12 protein-coding genes are annotated in these 13,268 nt (G+C 63.7%); 7 read left to right on the top strand and 5 right to left on the bottom strand.

The window, feature by feature from the left end:
- Positions 1 to 471 precede the first annotated feature (471 nt).
- Positions 472 to 1,452, top strand: coding sequence for an L-histidine N(alpha)-methyltransferase (gene egtD / locus C2L65_RS16275; RefSeq protein WP_042304377.1), 981 nt, complete (start codon positions 472 to 474; stop codon positions 1,450 to 1,452).
- 80 nt (positions 1,453 to 1,532) lie between these two features.
- On the opposite strand, the gene C2L65_RS16270 is transcribed toward egtD, so the two are convergent.
- Positions 1,533 to 1,829, bottom strand: a complete 297-nt coding sequence (locus tag C2L65_RS16270) for an acylphosphatase (protein WP_035998698.1) — start codon at positions 1,827 to 1,829, stop codon at positions 1,533 to 1,535.
- A gap of 190 nt (positions 1,830 to 2,019) precedes the next feature.
- On the opposite strand from C2L65_RS16270, the gene hpnA reads away from it, so the two are divergent.
- Together hpnA and C2L65_RS16260 are read left to right on the top strand one after the other, a co-directional pair.
- Positions 2,020 to 3,030 (top strand): hopanoid-associated sugar epimerase, encoded by a 1,011-nt coding sequence (hpnA, locus tag C2L65_RS16265; RefSeq protein ID WP_042304378.1) that lies wholly within the window; start codon positions 2,020 to 2,022, stop codon positions 3,028 to 3,030.
- Between the two features lie 142 nt (positions 3,031 to 3,172).
- Complete coding sequence (locus C2L65_RS16260) at positions 3,173 to 3,697, top strand: hypothetical protein (RefSeq protein ID WP_042304379.1); 525 nt, start codon at positions 3,173 to 3,175, stop codon at positions 3,695 to 3,697.
- A 42-nt stretch (positions 3,698 to 3,739) separates the two neighbouring features.
- On the opposite strand, the gene C2L65_RS16255 is transcribed toward C2L65_RS16260, so the two are convergent.
- On the bottom strand, positions 3,740 to 4,411 hold the full coding sequence (locus tag C2L65_RS16255) for a lytic transglycosylase domain-containing protein (RefSeq protein ID WP_042304505.1): 672 nt from the start codon (positions 4,409 to 4,411) through the stop codon (positions 3,740 to 3,742).
- A complete protein-coding gene (locus C2L65_RS16250) occupies positions 4,408 to 5,586 on the bottom strand; it encodes a glycosyltransferase (RefSeq protein ID WP_042304380.1) in 1,179 nt (392 codons plus the stop codon). Before C2L65_RS16250 ends, C2L65_RS16255 begins: the two co-directional genes overlap by 4 nt.
- Positions 5,587 to 6,068: 482 nt before the next feature.
- On the opposite strand from C2L65_RS16250, the gene ispH reads away from it, so the two are divergent.
- Together ispH and hpnH are read left to right on the top strand one after the other, a co-directional pair.
- The gene (gene ispH / locus C2L65_RS16245) at positions 6,069 to 7,013 is read left to right on the top strand and encodes a 4-hydroxy-3-methylbut-2-enyl diphosphate reductase (protein ID WP_042304381.1); all 945 of its coding nucleotides are present in this window, start codon (positions 6,069 to 6,071) and stop codon (positions 7,011 to 7,013) included.
- Positions 7,014 to 7,023: 10 nt separating this feature from the next.
- A complete protein-coding gene (hpnH, locus tag C2L65_RS16240; RefSeq protein WP_042304382.1) occupies positions 7,024 to 8,181 on the top strand; it encodes an adenosyl-hopene transferase HpnH in 1,158 nt (385 codons plus the stop codon).
- A 108-nt stretch (positions 8,182 to 8,289) separates the two neighbouring features.
- On the opposite strand, the gene C2L65_RS16235 is transcribed toward hpnH, so the two are convergent.
- Positions 8,290 to 8,895, bottom strand: a complete 606-nt coding sequence (locus C2L65_RS16235; RefSeq protein ID WP_007582935.1) for an MlaC/ttg2D family ABC transporter substrate-binding protein — start codon at positions 8,893 to 8,895, stop codon at positions 8,290 to 8,292.
- A 191-nt stretch (positions 8,896 to 9,086) separates the two neighbouring features.
- Here C2L65_RS16235 and hpnN point away from each other — a divergent pair, with 191 nt between their 5' ends.
- Both hpnN and C2L65_RS16225 read left to right on the top strand, forming a co-directional pair.
- The gene (gene hpnN / locus C2L65_RS16230; RefSeq protein WP_042304383.1) at positions 9,087 to 11,699 is read left to right on the top strand and encodes a hopanoid transporter HpnN; all 2,613 of its coding nucleotides are present in this window, start codon (positions 9,087 to 9,089) and stop codon (positions 11,697 to 11,699) included.
- 10 nt (positions 11,700 to 11,709) lie between these two features.
- Positions 11,710 to 12,672: an MlaA family lipoprotein gene (locus C2L65_RS16225; RefSeq protein ID WP_042304384.1), complete on the top strand. Its 963-nt coding sequence runs from the start codon at positions 11,710 to 11,712 to the stop codon at positions 12,670 to 12,672.
- Between the two features lie 112 nt (positions 12,673 to 12,784).
- On the opposite strand, the gene C2L65_RS16220 is transcribed toward C2L65_RS16225, so the two are convergent.
- Positions 12,785 to 13,267, bottom strand: coding sequence for an acyl-CoA thioesterase (locus C2L65_RS16220; RefSeq protein WP_042304385.1), 483 nt, complete (start codon positions 13,265 to 13,267; stop codon positions 12,785 to 12,787).
- Between the last annotated feature and the right edge of the window lies 1 nt (position 13,268).

Genomic DNA, 13,268 nt, shown 5'->3' with positions numbered 1-13,268 from the left:
GGGAAGCCAGGCGCGACGCCGTGAGATGTGTCGTCCATAGTTAAGTCTTGTTTTAACTGCGCGGCGCAAGCGTTGCCCGATGTGAAGCCCTTTTCGTCGCGCGAAGCGCGCATTCTAGCGGTAGTGCGAGGACGGTTCGTCTTTTTCCGCCACATTGCGTCCGTGCATATTCACGTCCGATGCACTATAAAAACTAGTTTCATATCCACGCCGCATGCCGTCGGCGATTCATCGGCGGAAACACGAGGCTGCTGCTTTAGCCTGCTTCTTGCTTCCGTGTTCCGCTCATGGCCGCGCCGCCCGGCTTTCAATTCGCTGCCGCGCGATCAGGCGCCAGAATGCACCGAAGGCGGACACGCGCCCGTCATCGAACGCGCTCACGCTTGAACGCTTGCCGGTCCACTCACTCCAACGCATTCGCTCTTCCGAAGTCCGCAAGTCATCACTGGAACGAGACAACACGGAGCCAACATGACTCAGCCAGCCGTATCGCAACATCTATCGCACGACGTATCGCCGGAGTTCGCCGCCGCCGTCCGCGCTGGCCTCAGCAAGCAGCCTCAGAAGGAATTGCCGTCGAAGTATCTCTACGACGAAGTGGGTTCGGCGCTGTTCGAAGTGATCACCGCGCTGCCCGAGTACGGTGTCACGCGCGCCGAAGAACGTCTGCTCGCCGAGCACGCGGGCGATATCGTCGCGCACTTGCCACACGATGCAATCGTCGCGGAACTGGGCAGCGGCAGCGGCCGCAAGACGCGCCGCATCCTCGAAGCGCTCTGTAAAAAGCGCCCCACGACTTACAGCCCGATTGAAATTTCGCGCACCGCATTGCAATTGTGTCGCCGTGAACTGGGCGATATCGAACGCATTTCGATCGTCGGCTATGAGCGCGACTATCTCGCGGGGCTTGCTGAAGTGAGCAAGCGCCGCGCGAAAGACGAGCCGCTGCTCGTGCTGTTTCTCGGCAGCACGATCGGCAATTTCGGGCGGCTCGCGGCCACGCGTTTTCTACGCGACATCCGCAACATGCTCGCGCCCGGCGACGCGCTGCTGCTCGGCACCGACCTCGAAAAGCCCGTGCCCGTGCTGATCGCCGCGTACGACGATCCCATCGGCGTGACGGCCGCGTTCAATCTGAATCTGCTCGCGCGAATCAACCGCGAACTCGACGGCGATTTCCCGCTCGATGCGTTCGAACACGTCGCGCGCTTCAATCCGGATGTGCGCAGCATCGAAATGCATCTTCGCGCGAAGCGGCGCGTGAGCGCGCAGGTGCGTGCGGCCAGGCTGACGGTCGAGCTACAGGAAGGCGAGACGATCTGGACAGAAAGCAGCCACAAGTATCGTCCGGAAGAACTGCATGCGATCGCCGACGACGCGGGCTTCACGTGTAGTCATCAATGGATCGAGCGCGATTGGGGCTTTGCCGAAAGCCTGCTGGTGGCGCGCTGATGGGCGTCGCGTGATGTTGATATGAGCAACGAGAAGCGCGCGAGGCTCACGCCCGCGCGCTTTTTTACAAGCGGCTTGTGTCAGTGTTGCTCGAAGCGCTCGAAGCGTTTGTCGCTGGCGCGCTCTTCGTGCGTGACTTCCGTCACGCGCGCCATCGGCGGGCCGTGACGCAGCCACGACAGCATCCGGTCGAGCTGGTTCGCCGGCCCTTGCAACATCGCTTCGACAGAACCGTCTTCCAGATTCGCCACCCATCCCCGGATACCCAGCGCATGCGCCTGGCGCACCGTCGCGTGACGAAAGCCAACGCCCTGCACCATGCCGCGCACCCGCACGTAATACGTTTCGATCCGCGAATCGAGATCCGTGCCGGACATGCTCTTCCCTCCTTTATGCCTTCATGAGTTTACGCGGGCATTCTAGTCGCGCCGCGCGCGCTTTGCTCATGCACGCCTCGACACGCGAAGCCCGCGAGCGCGGCGCGCGCGATCGGCAGCACGTACAATCCGACCTCTGCAAACCTTCAACCATGCGCCCGTCAGGCAGCAATCAGGAACACGGCAAGCAATGACCGATCAGACTCGCGATCTCGTACTCGTCACCGGCGCATCCGGTTTCGTCGGCTCGGCCGTCGCGCGCATCGCGCAGCAAAAGGGCTTCGCGGTGCGCGTGCTCGTGCGTCCGACCAGCCCGCGCCGAAATGTCGAATCGCTCGATGCGGAGATCGCGGTCGGCGACATGCGCGACGAGGCGTCGATGCGCGCCGCGCTGCGCGGCGTGCGCTATCTGCTGCACGTCGCGGCCGATTACCGCTTGTGGGCGCCGGACCCGCTGGAGATCGAGCGCTCGAATCTGGAAGGCACGGAAGCGACGATGCGCGCCGCGCTGAAGGAAGGCGTCGAGCGCATCGTCTACACGAGCAGCGTCGCGACGCTGAAGGTGACGGGTTCGGGCGCGTCGGTCGACGAGACCTCGCCGATGACGCCGCAGCAGGCGATCGGCGTGTACAAGCGCAGCAAGGTGCTCGCGGAGCGCGCCGTCGAGCGGATGATCGCGAACGACGGCCTGCCCGCCGTGATCGTCAATCCGTCGACGCCGATCGGCCCGCGCGACGTGAAGCCCACGCCGACGGGCCGCATCATCGTCGAAGCGGCGCTCGGCAAGATTCCCGCATTCGTCGATACGGGGCTGAACCTGGTACACGTCGACGACGTCGCGATGGGGCACTTCCTCGCGCTCGAACGCGGCAAGATCGGCGAGCGCTACATTCTTGGCGGCGAGAATCTGCCGCTGCAGCAGATGCTTGCGGATATCGCCGGGATCGTCGGACGCAAGGCGCCGACCATCGCGCTGCCGCGCTGGCCGCTCTATCCGCTCGCGATGGGCGCGGAAGCCGTCGCGAAGTTCACGAAGCGCGAGCCGTTCGTCACCGTCGACGGGCTGAAGATGTCGAAGAACAAGATGTACTTTACGTCGGCGAAAGCGGAGCGCGAGCTTGGCTACAGCGCGCGGCCGTACCGCGAAGGCTTGCGCGACGCGCTCGACTGGTTCCGCGAGGCGGGCTATCTGAAAGCGTGACGTCTGGGCATAAAGCGGCGAGCGCATTGGATCGCGCCTCGTGCGTCACCCGCACACGCTTTGTTACAACTCGCAATGCAGGCACGAAGGCTACCGCCAGCGTGCAGAAGGTAAAATCGCGGGTCTTACCAGAGAACTACGCATGAATCTTAAGGAACAGATTGGCGCACTCGAGATGGGCGTCGATCAGCTCATCCAGGTTGTCACGGCTTCGCGCGAGGCCGCGACCGCAACCGATCAGCATGTGAACGGCGCAGAGGCGGCCGCGCAGGAAACGGCCGCCGAGGATACGGCGGTTGAAGCAGCGTCCGTGGAACCGCAAACGCAGGAAGCCCCGGCAGAGAAGCCGACCTTGCATATCGATCGCCCGAGCCAGAACGAAATCACGATGACCATCGGCGGCAAGTCGGTCACGCTGCATCCGCTGCAACTGGGTCAGCTGATCGAGGAACTGTCGAACGCGCGCGCGTCGATGCAGCCCGAAGTCCCGCCGAACCTGCCCCCCGGCTGGCGTTTCGTATCGACGAAGAACCCGGCCATGGCGGTGCAGAAGCAAACGAACGGCGACCGTCTACTCGTGATGCGCCATACGGGACATGGCTGGGTGCCGTTCCAGTTCTCGCCGGAGACGGTCATCCAGATGTACATGATGCTGACGCAGAAGTGATGCGCGACGGCGCGAGCCGTCGGCACCCTGCATTGCCGCCGTTCAGTGCGACAGCGGCAGCAACGAATTGAGCAGACTGGTCGCGCGCTGCGTGACGCTCGGGCTGCTCGCAGCTTCTTCGATGGGACTTACGTAGACCACGGGTCCGATGCACAGCGATGTGTAGCGCGCGTCGCACCCGCCGTCGCGCGACGGCAGCGGCTGGTCCGCGCCCGATGCCGCGCTGGCATCCGCCTCCACGACTTCCGCGAACGTCTTCACGCGGCCGTTGACCTTCTCCGCATACGCCTGCGACCCACCATAGCTCTTCAGCGCGGCATTCAGATCGCCGCCCGCCGATTTCATGTAGCCGTACAGAATCGCGGAGCCGACCTCGATATTGGTCTCCGGATCGGTCAGATCCTTCACGTCTTTCAGCATGCGCTTGTGCGCTCCGGGCACGACCTGCATCAGCCCGGTCGCGCCGTTGCCGCCCTTGGCCTTTTCCTTGAAGCGCGATTCGATCGAGATGATCGCGAGAATCAGCGCGGGCGGCAGCGCGTACTTCTCGGAGGCGGTGCGCACCGCGTTCGAGATCTGCTCGGCCTTCTCCTTCGCGAGGCCGAACTTCTGGCGCAGATAATCTGACGTGCGGTCCTGGCGGGTCTGATCGTCGGCCAAAGCGCCCTGCATCAAGCCAAGCGCGACGACGATCAGGCAGACAAGCCGCTTCATTGATTCGTCCCGGCTGGCGCCTGCACGCGCGCCTTCCATTGGCCGCCCTTGCCGCGCCAGTAGCGCACGGCCGAGCCGAACGTCGCGCTGACATAGAACAGCGCGATCAGCGGCAGGAACGGCGCCCACAGCGGCGAGCGCTGGTAGTAGCGCAGCATCGGCGCGTAGGCACAGCACATCGCGGCCCACGCGAGCCACGCGGGCCAGCCCTTCGCCCCGAGCACGATGGCGACGACGGGCGGCGCGAGGTAGATGATCGTCATGCCGAGCAGCGTGCCCGCCAGCAGCCACGCCGAGTAGCGCAACTGCGTGAACGCGGTGCGCGCGATCATGTTCCAGATCTCGCGCCAGCTGTCGTACGGGCGCAGCGAGACGCTGCGCGCCGCCACGTCGAGACGAATCGGGTGACGCCCTTCGCCGCGATGCTTGATGCGCGCGGCAAGGCTGCAATCGTCGATCAGTTCGGCGCGGATCGATTCGATGCCGCCCGCTTCTTCCAGCGCCGTGCGGCGCACCAGCATGCAGCCGCCCGCCGCGCCCGCCGTGCGGTTGCGCGGGTTGTTGACCCACGCGAATGGATACAGCTTCGCGAAGAAGAACACGAAGGCGGGAATCAGCGCCTTTTCCCAGAACGAGTCGCAGCGCAGGCGGACCATCAGCGAAACGAGGTCGCGCTTTTCGGCGTCGGCGCGCATCACGAGCTGCGTCAGCGCGTCGGACGGATGGCCGATGTCGGCGTCGGTGAGCAGCAGGTATTCCGGTGTGTAACCGACCGAGCGCGCCGCCTCGATGCCCTGCGACTGCGCCCAGACCTTGCCCGACCAGCCCGCCGGCAGCGGCTTCGCGCTGACTACCGTGAGCCGGTCCGGGCACCGCAGCGCGAGCGCGGCGGCACGGGCGGCGTCGGCGGTGCCGTCGGTGCTGTGGTCGTCGACGACGATCACGTGAAATTCGCCCGGATAGTCCTGCTCGAGCAGCGACGTGACGGCCCGCGCGATCACGTCCGCCTCATTGCGCGCCGGGACCACGGCGGCGACGCCCGGCCATGCGTCGCGCGTCTCGGGCGCGAGCGGCGCAGCGGGCTGCGCGCGCCAGAAGCCGCCGCGCGCGAACAGCAGCACACACCAGATCAACAGCGACAGACACGCCAACAGAAACAGAACCGCCGCAATCATGCATTGCCCTCTATGAAAGCCGCGCGCTTTGCGTCTCCAAGGCGCGGCGACGGACGCGGCGCGCCAGCAACACCTGCGACGCTGCGCCAATCGTGGAAATCGTGTACTAGCCGTCCACCGAATATGTGATAGACCGCGTTTTCGATACGTTCAAGAATGCGCCGCCGACGAAAGACGCCGCAGAAAATTCCATTGATGCAGGCCGGAGACCGCAGGCGATGCGTCGGCGCAACAAAGCCCGATAGTTTAAGGGTTCCCGTCAACAGGCGCAGCGAGTCATTTTTGCCACGCCGGGCGCCGCGCAAACGCCACAGTGCGGGACGCCTGAAAAGCAAACAGACAGCGATAGCGTTAGAATGCGCGTTTGGTCTCGAGTATCGACTTCCGTCGGATTTAAGACATCAACTAATATACAGACGCGGCGAACAGGTCGTTTTTACCGATCTGCCCGGAATCCCGCGTCAGTCGGAGTTCGCCAGCTTATGCGAGTCATCCTTGCCCAACCCCGCGGCTTTTGCGCGGGAGTCGTGAGGGCGATCGAAATTGTCGATCGCGCTTTGCAGCAACATGGCGCACCTGTTTACGTGCGTCATGAAATCGTCCACAACAGGCACGTGGTCGATAACCTTCGCCGTAAAGGCGCGCGCTTCGTCGAGGAACTCGATGAAGTGCCGCAGGGCGCAGTTGCCATTTTCAGTGCCCACGGTGTAGCGCAAAGCGTCGAACGCGACGCGGAGCAGCGCGGTCTCGACGTGCTCGATGCCACCTGCCCGCTGGTGACGAAGGTTCATGTGCAAGGCCGTCAGTACGTGGGCGGGGGCCGCACGCTGATCCTGATCGGGCACGCGGGCCATCCGGAAGTCGAAGGCACGATCGGCCAGATTCCGGGCAAGGTGCTGCTCGTGCAAAGCGAAGCGGAAGTCGCGAAGCTGGAACTGCCTGTCGACACGCCGCTCGCCTATGTCACGCAGACCACGCTGTCGGTGGACGACACGCGCGGCATCATCGACGCGCTGAAGCGCCGTTTCCCCGACATCGTCGGTCCGGACACGCGCGACATCTGCTACGCGACGCAAAACCGCCAGGCGGCCGTGCGCGAGCTCAGCACGCAGGTCGACGTGCTGCTGGTAGTGGGCGCCACGAACAGCTCGAACTCGAATCGCCTGCGCGAGATCGGCAGCGAAACGGGCGTACCGAGCTTTCTGGTCGCCGACGGTTCCGAAGTGAAGCCGGAGTGGTTCGCCAACGTGAAGACGGTTGGCATCACGGCGGGCGCTTCGGCACCGGAAGAAATGGTCGAGAACGTAATCGATGCGCTACGCGCACTGGGCCCCGTCGACGTTACGACGATGGCGGGACGTGAAGAAAAAGTTGAATTCAAGTTGCCGTCGAAGCTGACGCAACAACTCGCTGCACGCGAAGTTTAAGGAGGACAATTTGTCTATTCCGATGCTACAAAAAGTCCGGGTTGGCGCCTACATCATGCGCAACCACCTCAAGGGCAACAAACGCTACCCGCTCGCGCTGATGCTCGAGCCGCTGTTCCGCTGCAATCTGGCCTGTAACGGCTGCGGCAAGATCGATTATCCCGATCCCATCCTGAACCAGCGTCTGTCGCTGGCGGAGTGCCTCGAAGCCGTCGACGAGTGCGGCGCGCCCGTGGTGTCGATCGCGGGCGGCGAGCCGCTGCTGCACAAGGAAATGCCGCAGATCGTCAAGGGCATCATGGCACGCAAGAAGTTCGTGTACCTGTGTACGAACGCGCTGCTGATGGAAAAGAAGATGGACGATTACGAGCCGAACCCGTACTTCGTCTGGTCGGTACACCTCGACGGCGACCGCGAAGCGCACGATCACTCGGTCTCGCAGGAAGGCGTGTACGACAAGGCCGTCGCGGCCATCAAGGAAGCCAAGCGCCGCGGCTTCCGCGTGAACATCAACTGCACGCTGTTCAATGATGCCGTGCCCGAGCGCGTGGCGAAGTTCTTCGACACGGTCGGCGAGATCGGTGTGGACGGCATCACGGTGTCGCCCGGCTATGCGTATGAGCGTGCCCCGGACCAGCAGCACTTCCTGAACCGCGACAAGACCAAGAACCTGTTCCGCGAAATCTTCAAGCGCGGCAACAACGGCAAGAAGTGGTCGTTCAGCCAGTCGAGCCTGTTTCTCGACTTCCTGGCCGGCAATCAGAGCTACGAATGCACGCCGTGGGGCAACCCGGCGCGCACGGTGTTCGGCTGGCAGAAGCCGTGCTATCTGGTCGGCGAAGGTTACGTGAAGACCTTCAAGGAACTGATGGAGACCACCGAATGGGACAAGTACGGCACCGGCAAGTATGAGAAATGCGCGGACTGCATGGTCCACTGCGGCTTCGAAGCGACGGCCGTGATGGACACGGTCGCGCATCCGCTGAAGGCGCTGAAGGTCAGCCTGAAGGGTGCGCGCACGACGGGCGCGTTCGTCAAGGACATCCCGCTCGACAAGGCGCGTCCCGCCGAGTACGTGTTCTCGCGTCACGTCGAGATCAAGCTCGAAGACATCAAGCGCGCGGGCACGGGCAAGAAGGTGCAGACGTCGGCAGCCGCGTTGAATTAAGACGTATCGACGCAGCATGAAAAAGAGCGCAACGGTTTTGCCGTTGCGCTCTTTTGTTTTGTGCCGCCGCTGGTCGCTTGAACGAAGCGGCGTTACCAGTGCTGGTGATCAGCCCGCGCTGCGCGCGTTGTGCTCGGTGAGGAACTTGATCAAACCGTCCACGCCGCCCTTGTTCAGCTGATCCTGGAACTGCGTCTGATACACCTGAATCAGCCACGCGCCCATCATGTTGATGTCGTAAATCTTCCAGCCGTTCGCCGTTTTTTCCAGGCGATAGTCGATTGAGTCGTCGCCGCCGTTGCTCAGCACATGCGACTGGACGACGGTGTCTTTCGCGTCGGCGGATGCCGTGGACGGGGCGAATTTGAACTTCACGTCCTGATCGCGCAGTTGCGACAGCGATGCCGCATAGGTGCCGACGAGCAGCTTCGTGAATTGCTCATACAGTTGTTTTTGCTGCTCCGGCGTGGCCGTGGCCCAAGCCTTACCGACGGCGATACGCGTCGTGCGCTGGAAGTTCGTGGCGGGCACGAAGTGCGACTCGACCACCTGCGTGATCTTCTTCATGTCGCCGCCGCGCGCCTGCGGGTCGGCCTTCATCGCATTGACGGTGCCTTCGACTGCGCTCTTCACGATCGCATCAGGCGCGCTTTGTGCGAAAGCCGCGGTGGACACCACGGCGGCTGCCAGAAAAGCAGAGAGATAACGTTTCATACGCTCATCGGGACAGTTAGGAATGAACTCGCGCGGGACCGGCCGCATCCGGCGCGATTACGGGCCAGTATACAGACTTAAGACTTTGACAGGCTGCACAGGGTTCACTAAGGCGACCGTGCAGCGGCAGCGTCGGTATACTTGTGCCCTTTACCAATAACGCCAATCGTGACAAGGCCCCGCTCGCGTACATGCTGAAGTCATCTATCGTTCGTCTCGTTGTCTGGTCGGTGCGCCGTCCGCTGCAGGTCGTCGGGCTGTCGCTCGTGCTCGCCGTGCTGAGCGTCGTTTACGTCGTTCATCACTTCAAGATCAATACCGACATCAGTCGTCTCGTCGAGAACGATGCGAAATGGACGGCGCTCGAACAGCAAATCGACAAGGCCTTCCCTGATCGCGGGCAGACCCTGCTGGTCGTCGTCGAGGCCGGCGCGCCCGAATACGCGGATGCCGCCGCGAACACGCTGGCCACCGAACTGCAAAAGAACACGAAGGAATTCAGTTCCGTCATGCAGCCGGGCAGCGGGCCGTTCTTCGAAAAGGAAGGCTTGCTGTTCCCGTCGCTCGCCGACGTGCAATCCACCACCTCGCAACTGGTCAAGGCGCGCCCGCTCATCAATTCGCTTGCGCATGATCCGAGTCTGACGGGCCTCGCCGGCACACTGAACACGACGCTGCTGCTGCCGCTGCAGATCGGCCAGGTCAAGCTCGGCGACATGAGCAACCTGCTGTCGCGCAGCGCGACCGTGATCGATCACGTGCTCGCCAACGAGCCCGCCGTCTTCTCGTGGCGCGCGCTCGTCGACAAGGATGCCGCCAAGGTGCCCGCGCGCGCGTTCGTCGTCGTGCAGCCGAAGCTGGACTATGCGGCGCTGCAGGCGGGCGCACGGGCGTCGGAAGAGGTCCGCAAGACGGCGGCATCGCTCGATCTCGATTCGCAATACGGCGCGCGCATCCGACTGACGGGCGAACAGCCGCTCGCCGACGATGAATTCGCCTCGGTGCAGGACGGCGCGGAGATCAACGGCATCATCACGTTCTTCGTCGTGCTCGGCATCCTGTGGCTCGCGCTGCGCTCCGGGCGCCTGATCGTCGCGGTGTTCATCACGCTGTTCGTCGGTCTCGTCATCACGGCGGCGCTCGGCCTGATGATGGTCGATGCGCTGAACATGATTTCCGTCGCGTTCATGGTGCTGTTCGTCGGGCTTGGTGTCGACTTCGGCGTGCAGTTCGGCGTGAAGTACCGCGAAGAGCGCAATCGCGACGACCGGCTCGCCGCCGCGCTGATCCACACGGCATACAGCATCGGCGTGCCGTTGACGCTCGCCGCCGTGGCCGTCGCCGAGAGCTTCTTCTCGTTCCTGCCGACCGCGTATCGCGGCGTCTCGGAGCTGGGCAAGATCGCGGGCGTCGGCATGTTCGTCGCGTATCTGACCAACATGACGCTGCTGCCCGCGCTCATCAAGATCTTCAATCCGGCGGGCGAACCCGAATCGCCAGGCTTCACGTTCCTCGCCCCCGTCGACGACTTCCTTGACCGCAATCGCACGCCTGTGCTGATCGCGACGGCGGTGCTGATCATCGGCGCGTCGCCGTTGTTGTTGCATCTGCGGTTCGACTTCAATCCGCTACATCTGAAGGACCCGAACACGGAGTCGATGGCGACGCTGATCTCGCTGAACGACGCACCCGAAGCGGCCGTCAACAACGTGCGGGCGCTGGCGCCGTCGCTGGCGGACGCGGACCGAATCGCGGCGCGTCTGTCGAAGCTGCCAGAAGTGGGCCGCACGACGACCCTCTCCACCTTCATACCCGCCGACCAGCCGCAGAAGCTCGCGCTGATTGCCGCCGCGGCGCAGCAACTGCTGCCCGCGCTCACGCAGACGCCCGCGCCGCCCGCCACCGACGCCGTGCGCGTCGCCGCGCTGAAGCGCACGTCGGCCCAGCTGTCGCTCGCCGCCGACGACCACCCCGGCCCCGGCGCCGCCGAAGCTAAACATTTGTCCGGCACGCTGGCCAAGCTCGCTAGCGCGGACGTCTCGACGCGCGACCGCGCCGAGCGCGCGATGTCGGTACCGCTGAAGATTTCCTTGAAGCAGCTGGCAACCCTGCTGCAACCGTCGGAAATCACCCGCGAAAACGTCCCGAAGGACATCGCCGACAGTTGGGTATCGAAGACAGGTCAGGCGCTCGTCGAGATTTCACCGAAAGTGCCGCCCGGCACCGATCCCGGCGACGACGTGATGTTGCGCAATTTCGCGCGTGCCGTGAAGGCGGCGGAGCCGGGCGCGATCGGCGGGCCAATTTCGATCCTCCATTCGGCGAACGTGATCATCAAGTCGTTCGTGCAGGCGGGCGCGTGGGCCATCCTGTCGATCAGCGCCCTGCTCTGGCTCACGTTGCGCCGTTTCGGCGACGTGCTGCGCACGCTCGTGCCGCTGCTGGTGTCGGCCGTCGTCACGCTGGAGTTGTGCGTCGTCTTCAACATGCCGCTTAATTTCGCGAATATCATCGCCTTGCCGCTGATGCTCGGCGTGGGCGTCGCGTTCAAGATCTATTTCGTGATGGCATGGCGCAGAGGGCAAACGGGCCTGCTGCAATCCAGCCTTACGCACGCCGTGCTGTTCAGCGCGGCGACCACCGCTACGGCGTTCGGCAGCCTGTGGCTGTCGCACCATCCGGGCACGTCGAGCATGGGGCGCCTGCTGGCGCTGTCCCTCGTCTGCACGCTGATTGGCGCTGTGGTATTTCAACCGGTATTGATGGGCAAACCGCGCGTTCGTCGCGCATCGAAGAAACAATAAGGATAGCCGCATGAAGATGCGTACAGCCGCGCTGGCATTGGCCGCCGCGAGTCTTGCAACGGGGTGTGCAACGGGGCCCGACCGGAAACCCGGGGATCCGCTCGAGCCGATGAACCGCGCGATTTTCAACTTCAACGACGCAATCGACCGCACGGTCGCCGTGCCGATTGCGAAGGGCTATCAGAAGGTCACGCCGCAGCCGTTGCGTCAGGCAATCAGCAACTTCTTCTCGAACCTCGGCGATCTCGACAACTTCGCCAACAGCCTGCTTCAACTGCACATCAAGGACGCCACCGAAAGCCTGATGCGTTTCGCGATGAATTCGACGTTCGGTATTGGCGGCCTGATCGACTTCGCGACGCCCGCTGGCCTGCCGAAGCACAAGGAGGACTTCGGTCTGACGCTCGGTCGCTGGGGCGTTCCGTCGGGTCCGTATCTGGTGCTGCCGCTGTTCGGCCCGAGTTCGTTCCGCGACGGTCTCGGCTATCTGGTCGATTTCCGCGCCAATCCGATCACTTACATGGGCTGGGAGTACAAGTATCCGCTGTTCTTCGTACAGTTCGTCAGCGTGCGTTCGGATCTGCTCGGCGCGACGACGTTGCTGGAACAGGCGGCCCTCGACAAATACTCGTTCGTTCGCGACGCCTATACGCAGCAACGCAAGTCGTTGCTGCGCGGCGCGAACGCGCCGGCGTCGGCGCTGCCGGACTACGGCGACGACGACGATTCCGGCGCGCAGGCGCCTTCGGGTGCATCGGGCACGGCGCCGACCACCGTGCCGGGCGCTGCGCCGCTTGCTGTGCCGAACGCCGAACCGGGCCAGGCCGCGCCAGCGGATGGCGCATCGGGCGCGGGCGGTGCAAAGGCCCCGAAGACCAACGACGACAGCGTGCCGAAGTACGAAGATCCGGGTGAAGGCGCCGCGCCGTCGGGTGCGCCTGCTACCGGAACGCCCGCTCCCGCTTCGCAGTAAAACGTCGTTACCGGCGCACCAAAGACAAAGCCCCGGCTGGTCATCCGACCAGCCGGGGCTTTTGCTTAACGGGGCGCTTCTCACGCCCGCCTGCGCCGCCGTTCCACGTGCGTCAATGCGCTGCGTCCGCTTCCTGATCGACGTCTTCCGTGCCCTCCGAAGCCAGCACGGCCGGCTGCTGCTGCATCGCACGCAGGCTCTCGCTGTATCGCTCGAACGCTTCATCCGAATAACGGATCTTCGTGCGGCCGTGCGGCGCCGGGTTGCCGTTCGCGTCCAGATTCACGAACACCATCTTTTCGACGGTCAGAATGCTCTTGCGCGTGATCTTGTTGCGCACTTCGGCGCGCAGCGTGATCGACGTCGTGCCGAAGTGGGTTGCCTTCATGCCCAGTTCGATGATGTCGCCCTGACGCGCCGAGCTGACGAAGTTGATCTCCGACATGAACTTGGTCACGACGCGCTGGTTGTCGAGCTGGCAGATTGCGTAGATGGCGGCTTCTTCATCGATCCAGCGCAGCAGGCTGCCGCCGAACAGCGTGCCGTTCGGGTTCAGGTCTTCGGGCTTGACCCATTTGCGTGTGTGGAAATTCATT

This window comes from Paraburkholderia terrae, from assembly GCF_002902925.1.
Lineage (GTDB): Bacteria > Pseudomonadota > Gammaproteobacteria > Burkholderiales > Burkholderiaceae > Paraburkholderia > Paraburkholderia terrae.
This window is presented reverse-complemented; position numbering and strand designations above follow the sequence as displayed.

Coding starts and splice junctions, on each gene's coding strand:
- egtD (WP_042304377.1), top strand. CDS start 472: ATGACTCAGCCAGCCGTATCGCAACATCTATCGCACGACGTATCGCCG.
- C2L65_RS16270 (WP_035998698.1), bottom strand. CDS start 1,829: ATGTCCGGCACGGATCTCGATTCGCGGATCGAAACGTATTACGTGCGG.
- hpnA (WP_042304378.1), top strand. CDS start 2,020: ATGACCGATCAGACTCGCGATCTCGTACTCGTCACCGGCGCATCCGGT.
- C2L65_RS16260 (WP_042304379.1), top strand. CDS start 3,173: ATGAATCTTAAGGAACAGATTGGCGCACTCGAGATGGGCGTCGATCAG.
- C2L65_RS16255 (WP_042304505.1), bottom strand. CDS start 4,411: ATGAAGCGGCTTGTCTGCCTGATCGTCGTCGCGCTTGGCTTGATGCAG.
- C2L65_RS16250 (WP_042304380.1), bottom strand. CDS start 5,586: ATGATTGCGGCGGTTCTGTTTCTGTTGGCGTGTCTGTCGCTGTTGATC.
- ispH (WP_042304381.1), top strand. CDS start 6,069: ATGCGAGTCATCCTTGCCCAACCCCGCGGCTTTTGCGCGGGAGTCGTG.
- C2L65_RS16235 (WP_007582935.1), bottom strand. CDS start 8,895: ATGAAACGTTATCTCTCTGCTTTTCTGGCAGCCGCCGTGGTGTCCACC.
- hpnN (WP_042304383.1), top strand. CDS start 9,087: ATGCTGAAGTCATCTATCGTTCGTCTCGTTGTCTGGTCGGTGCGCCGT.
- C2L65_RS16225 (WP_042304384.1), top strand. CDS start 11,710: ATGAAGATGCGTACAGCCGCGCTGGCATTGGCCGCCGCGAGTCTTGCA.
- C2L65_RS16220 (WP_042304385.1), bottom strand. CDS start 13,267: ATGAATTTCCACACACGCAAATGGGTCAAGCCCGAAGACCTGAACCCG.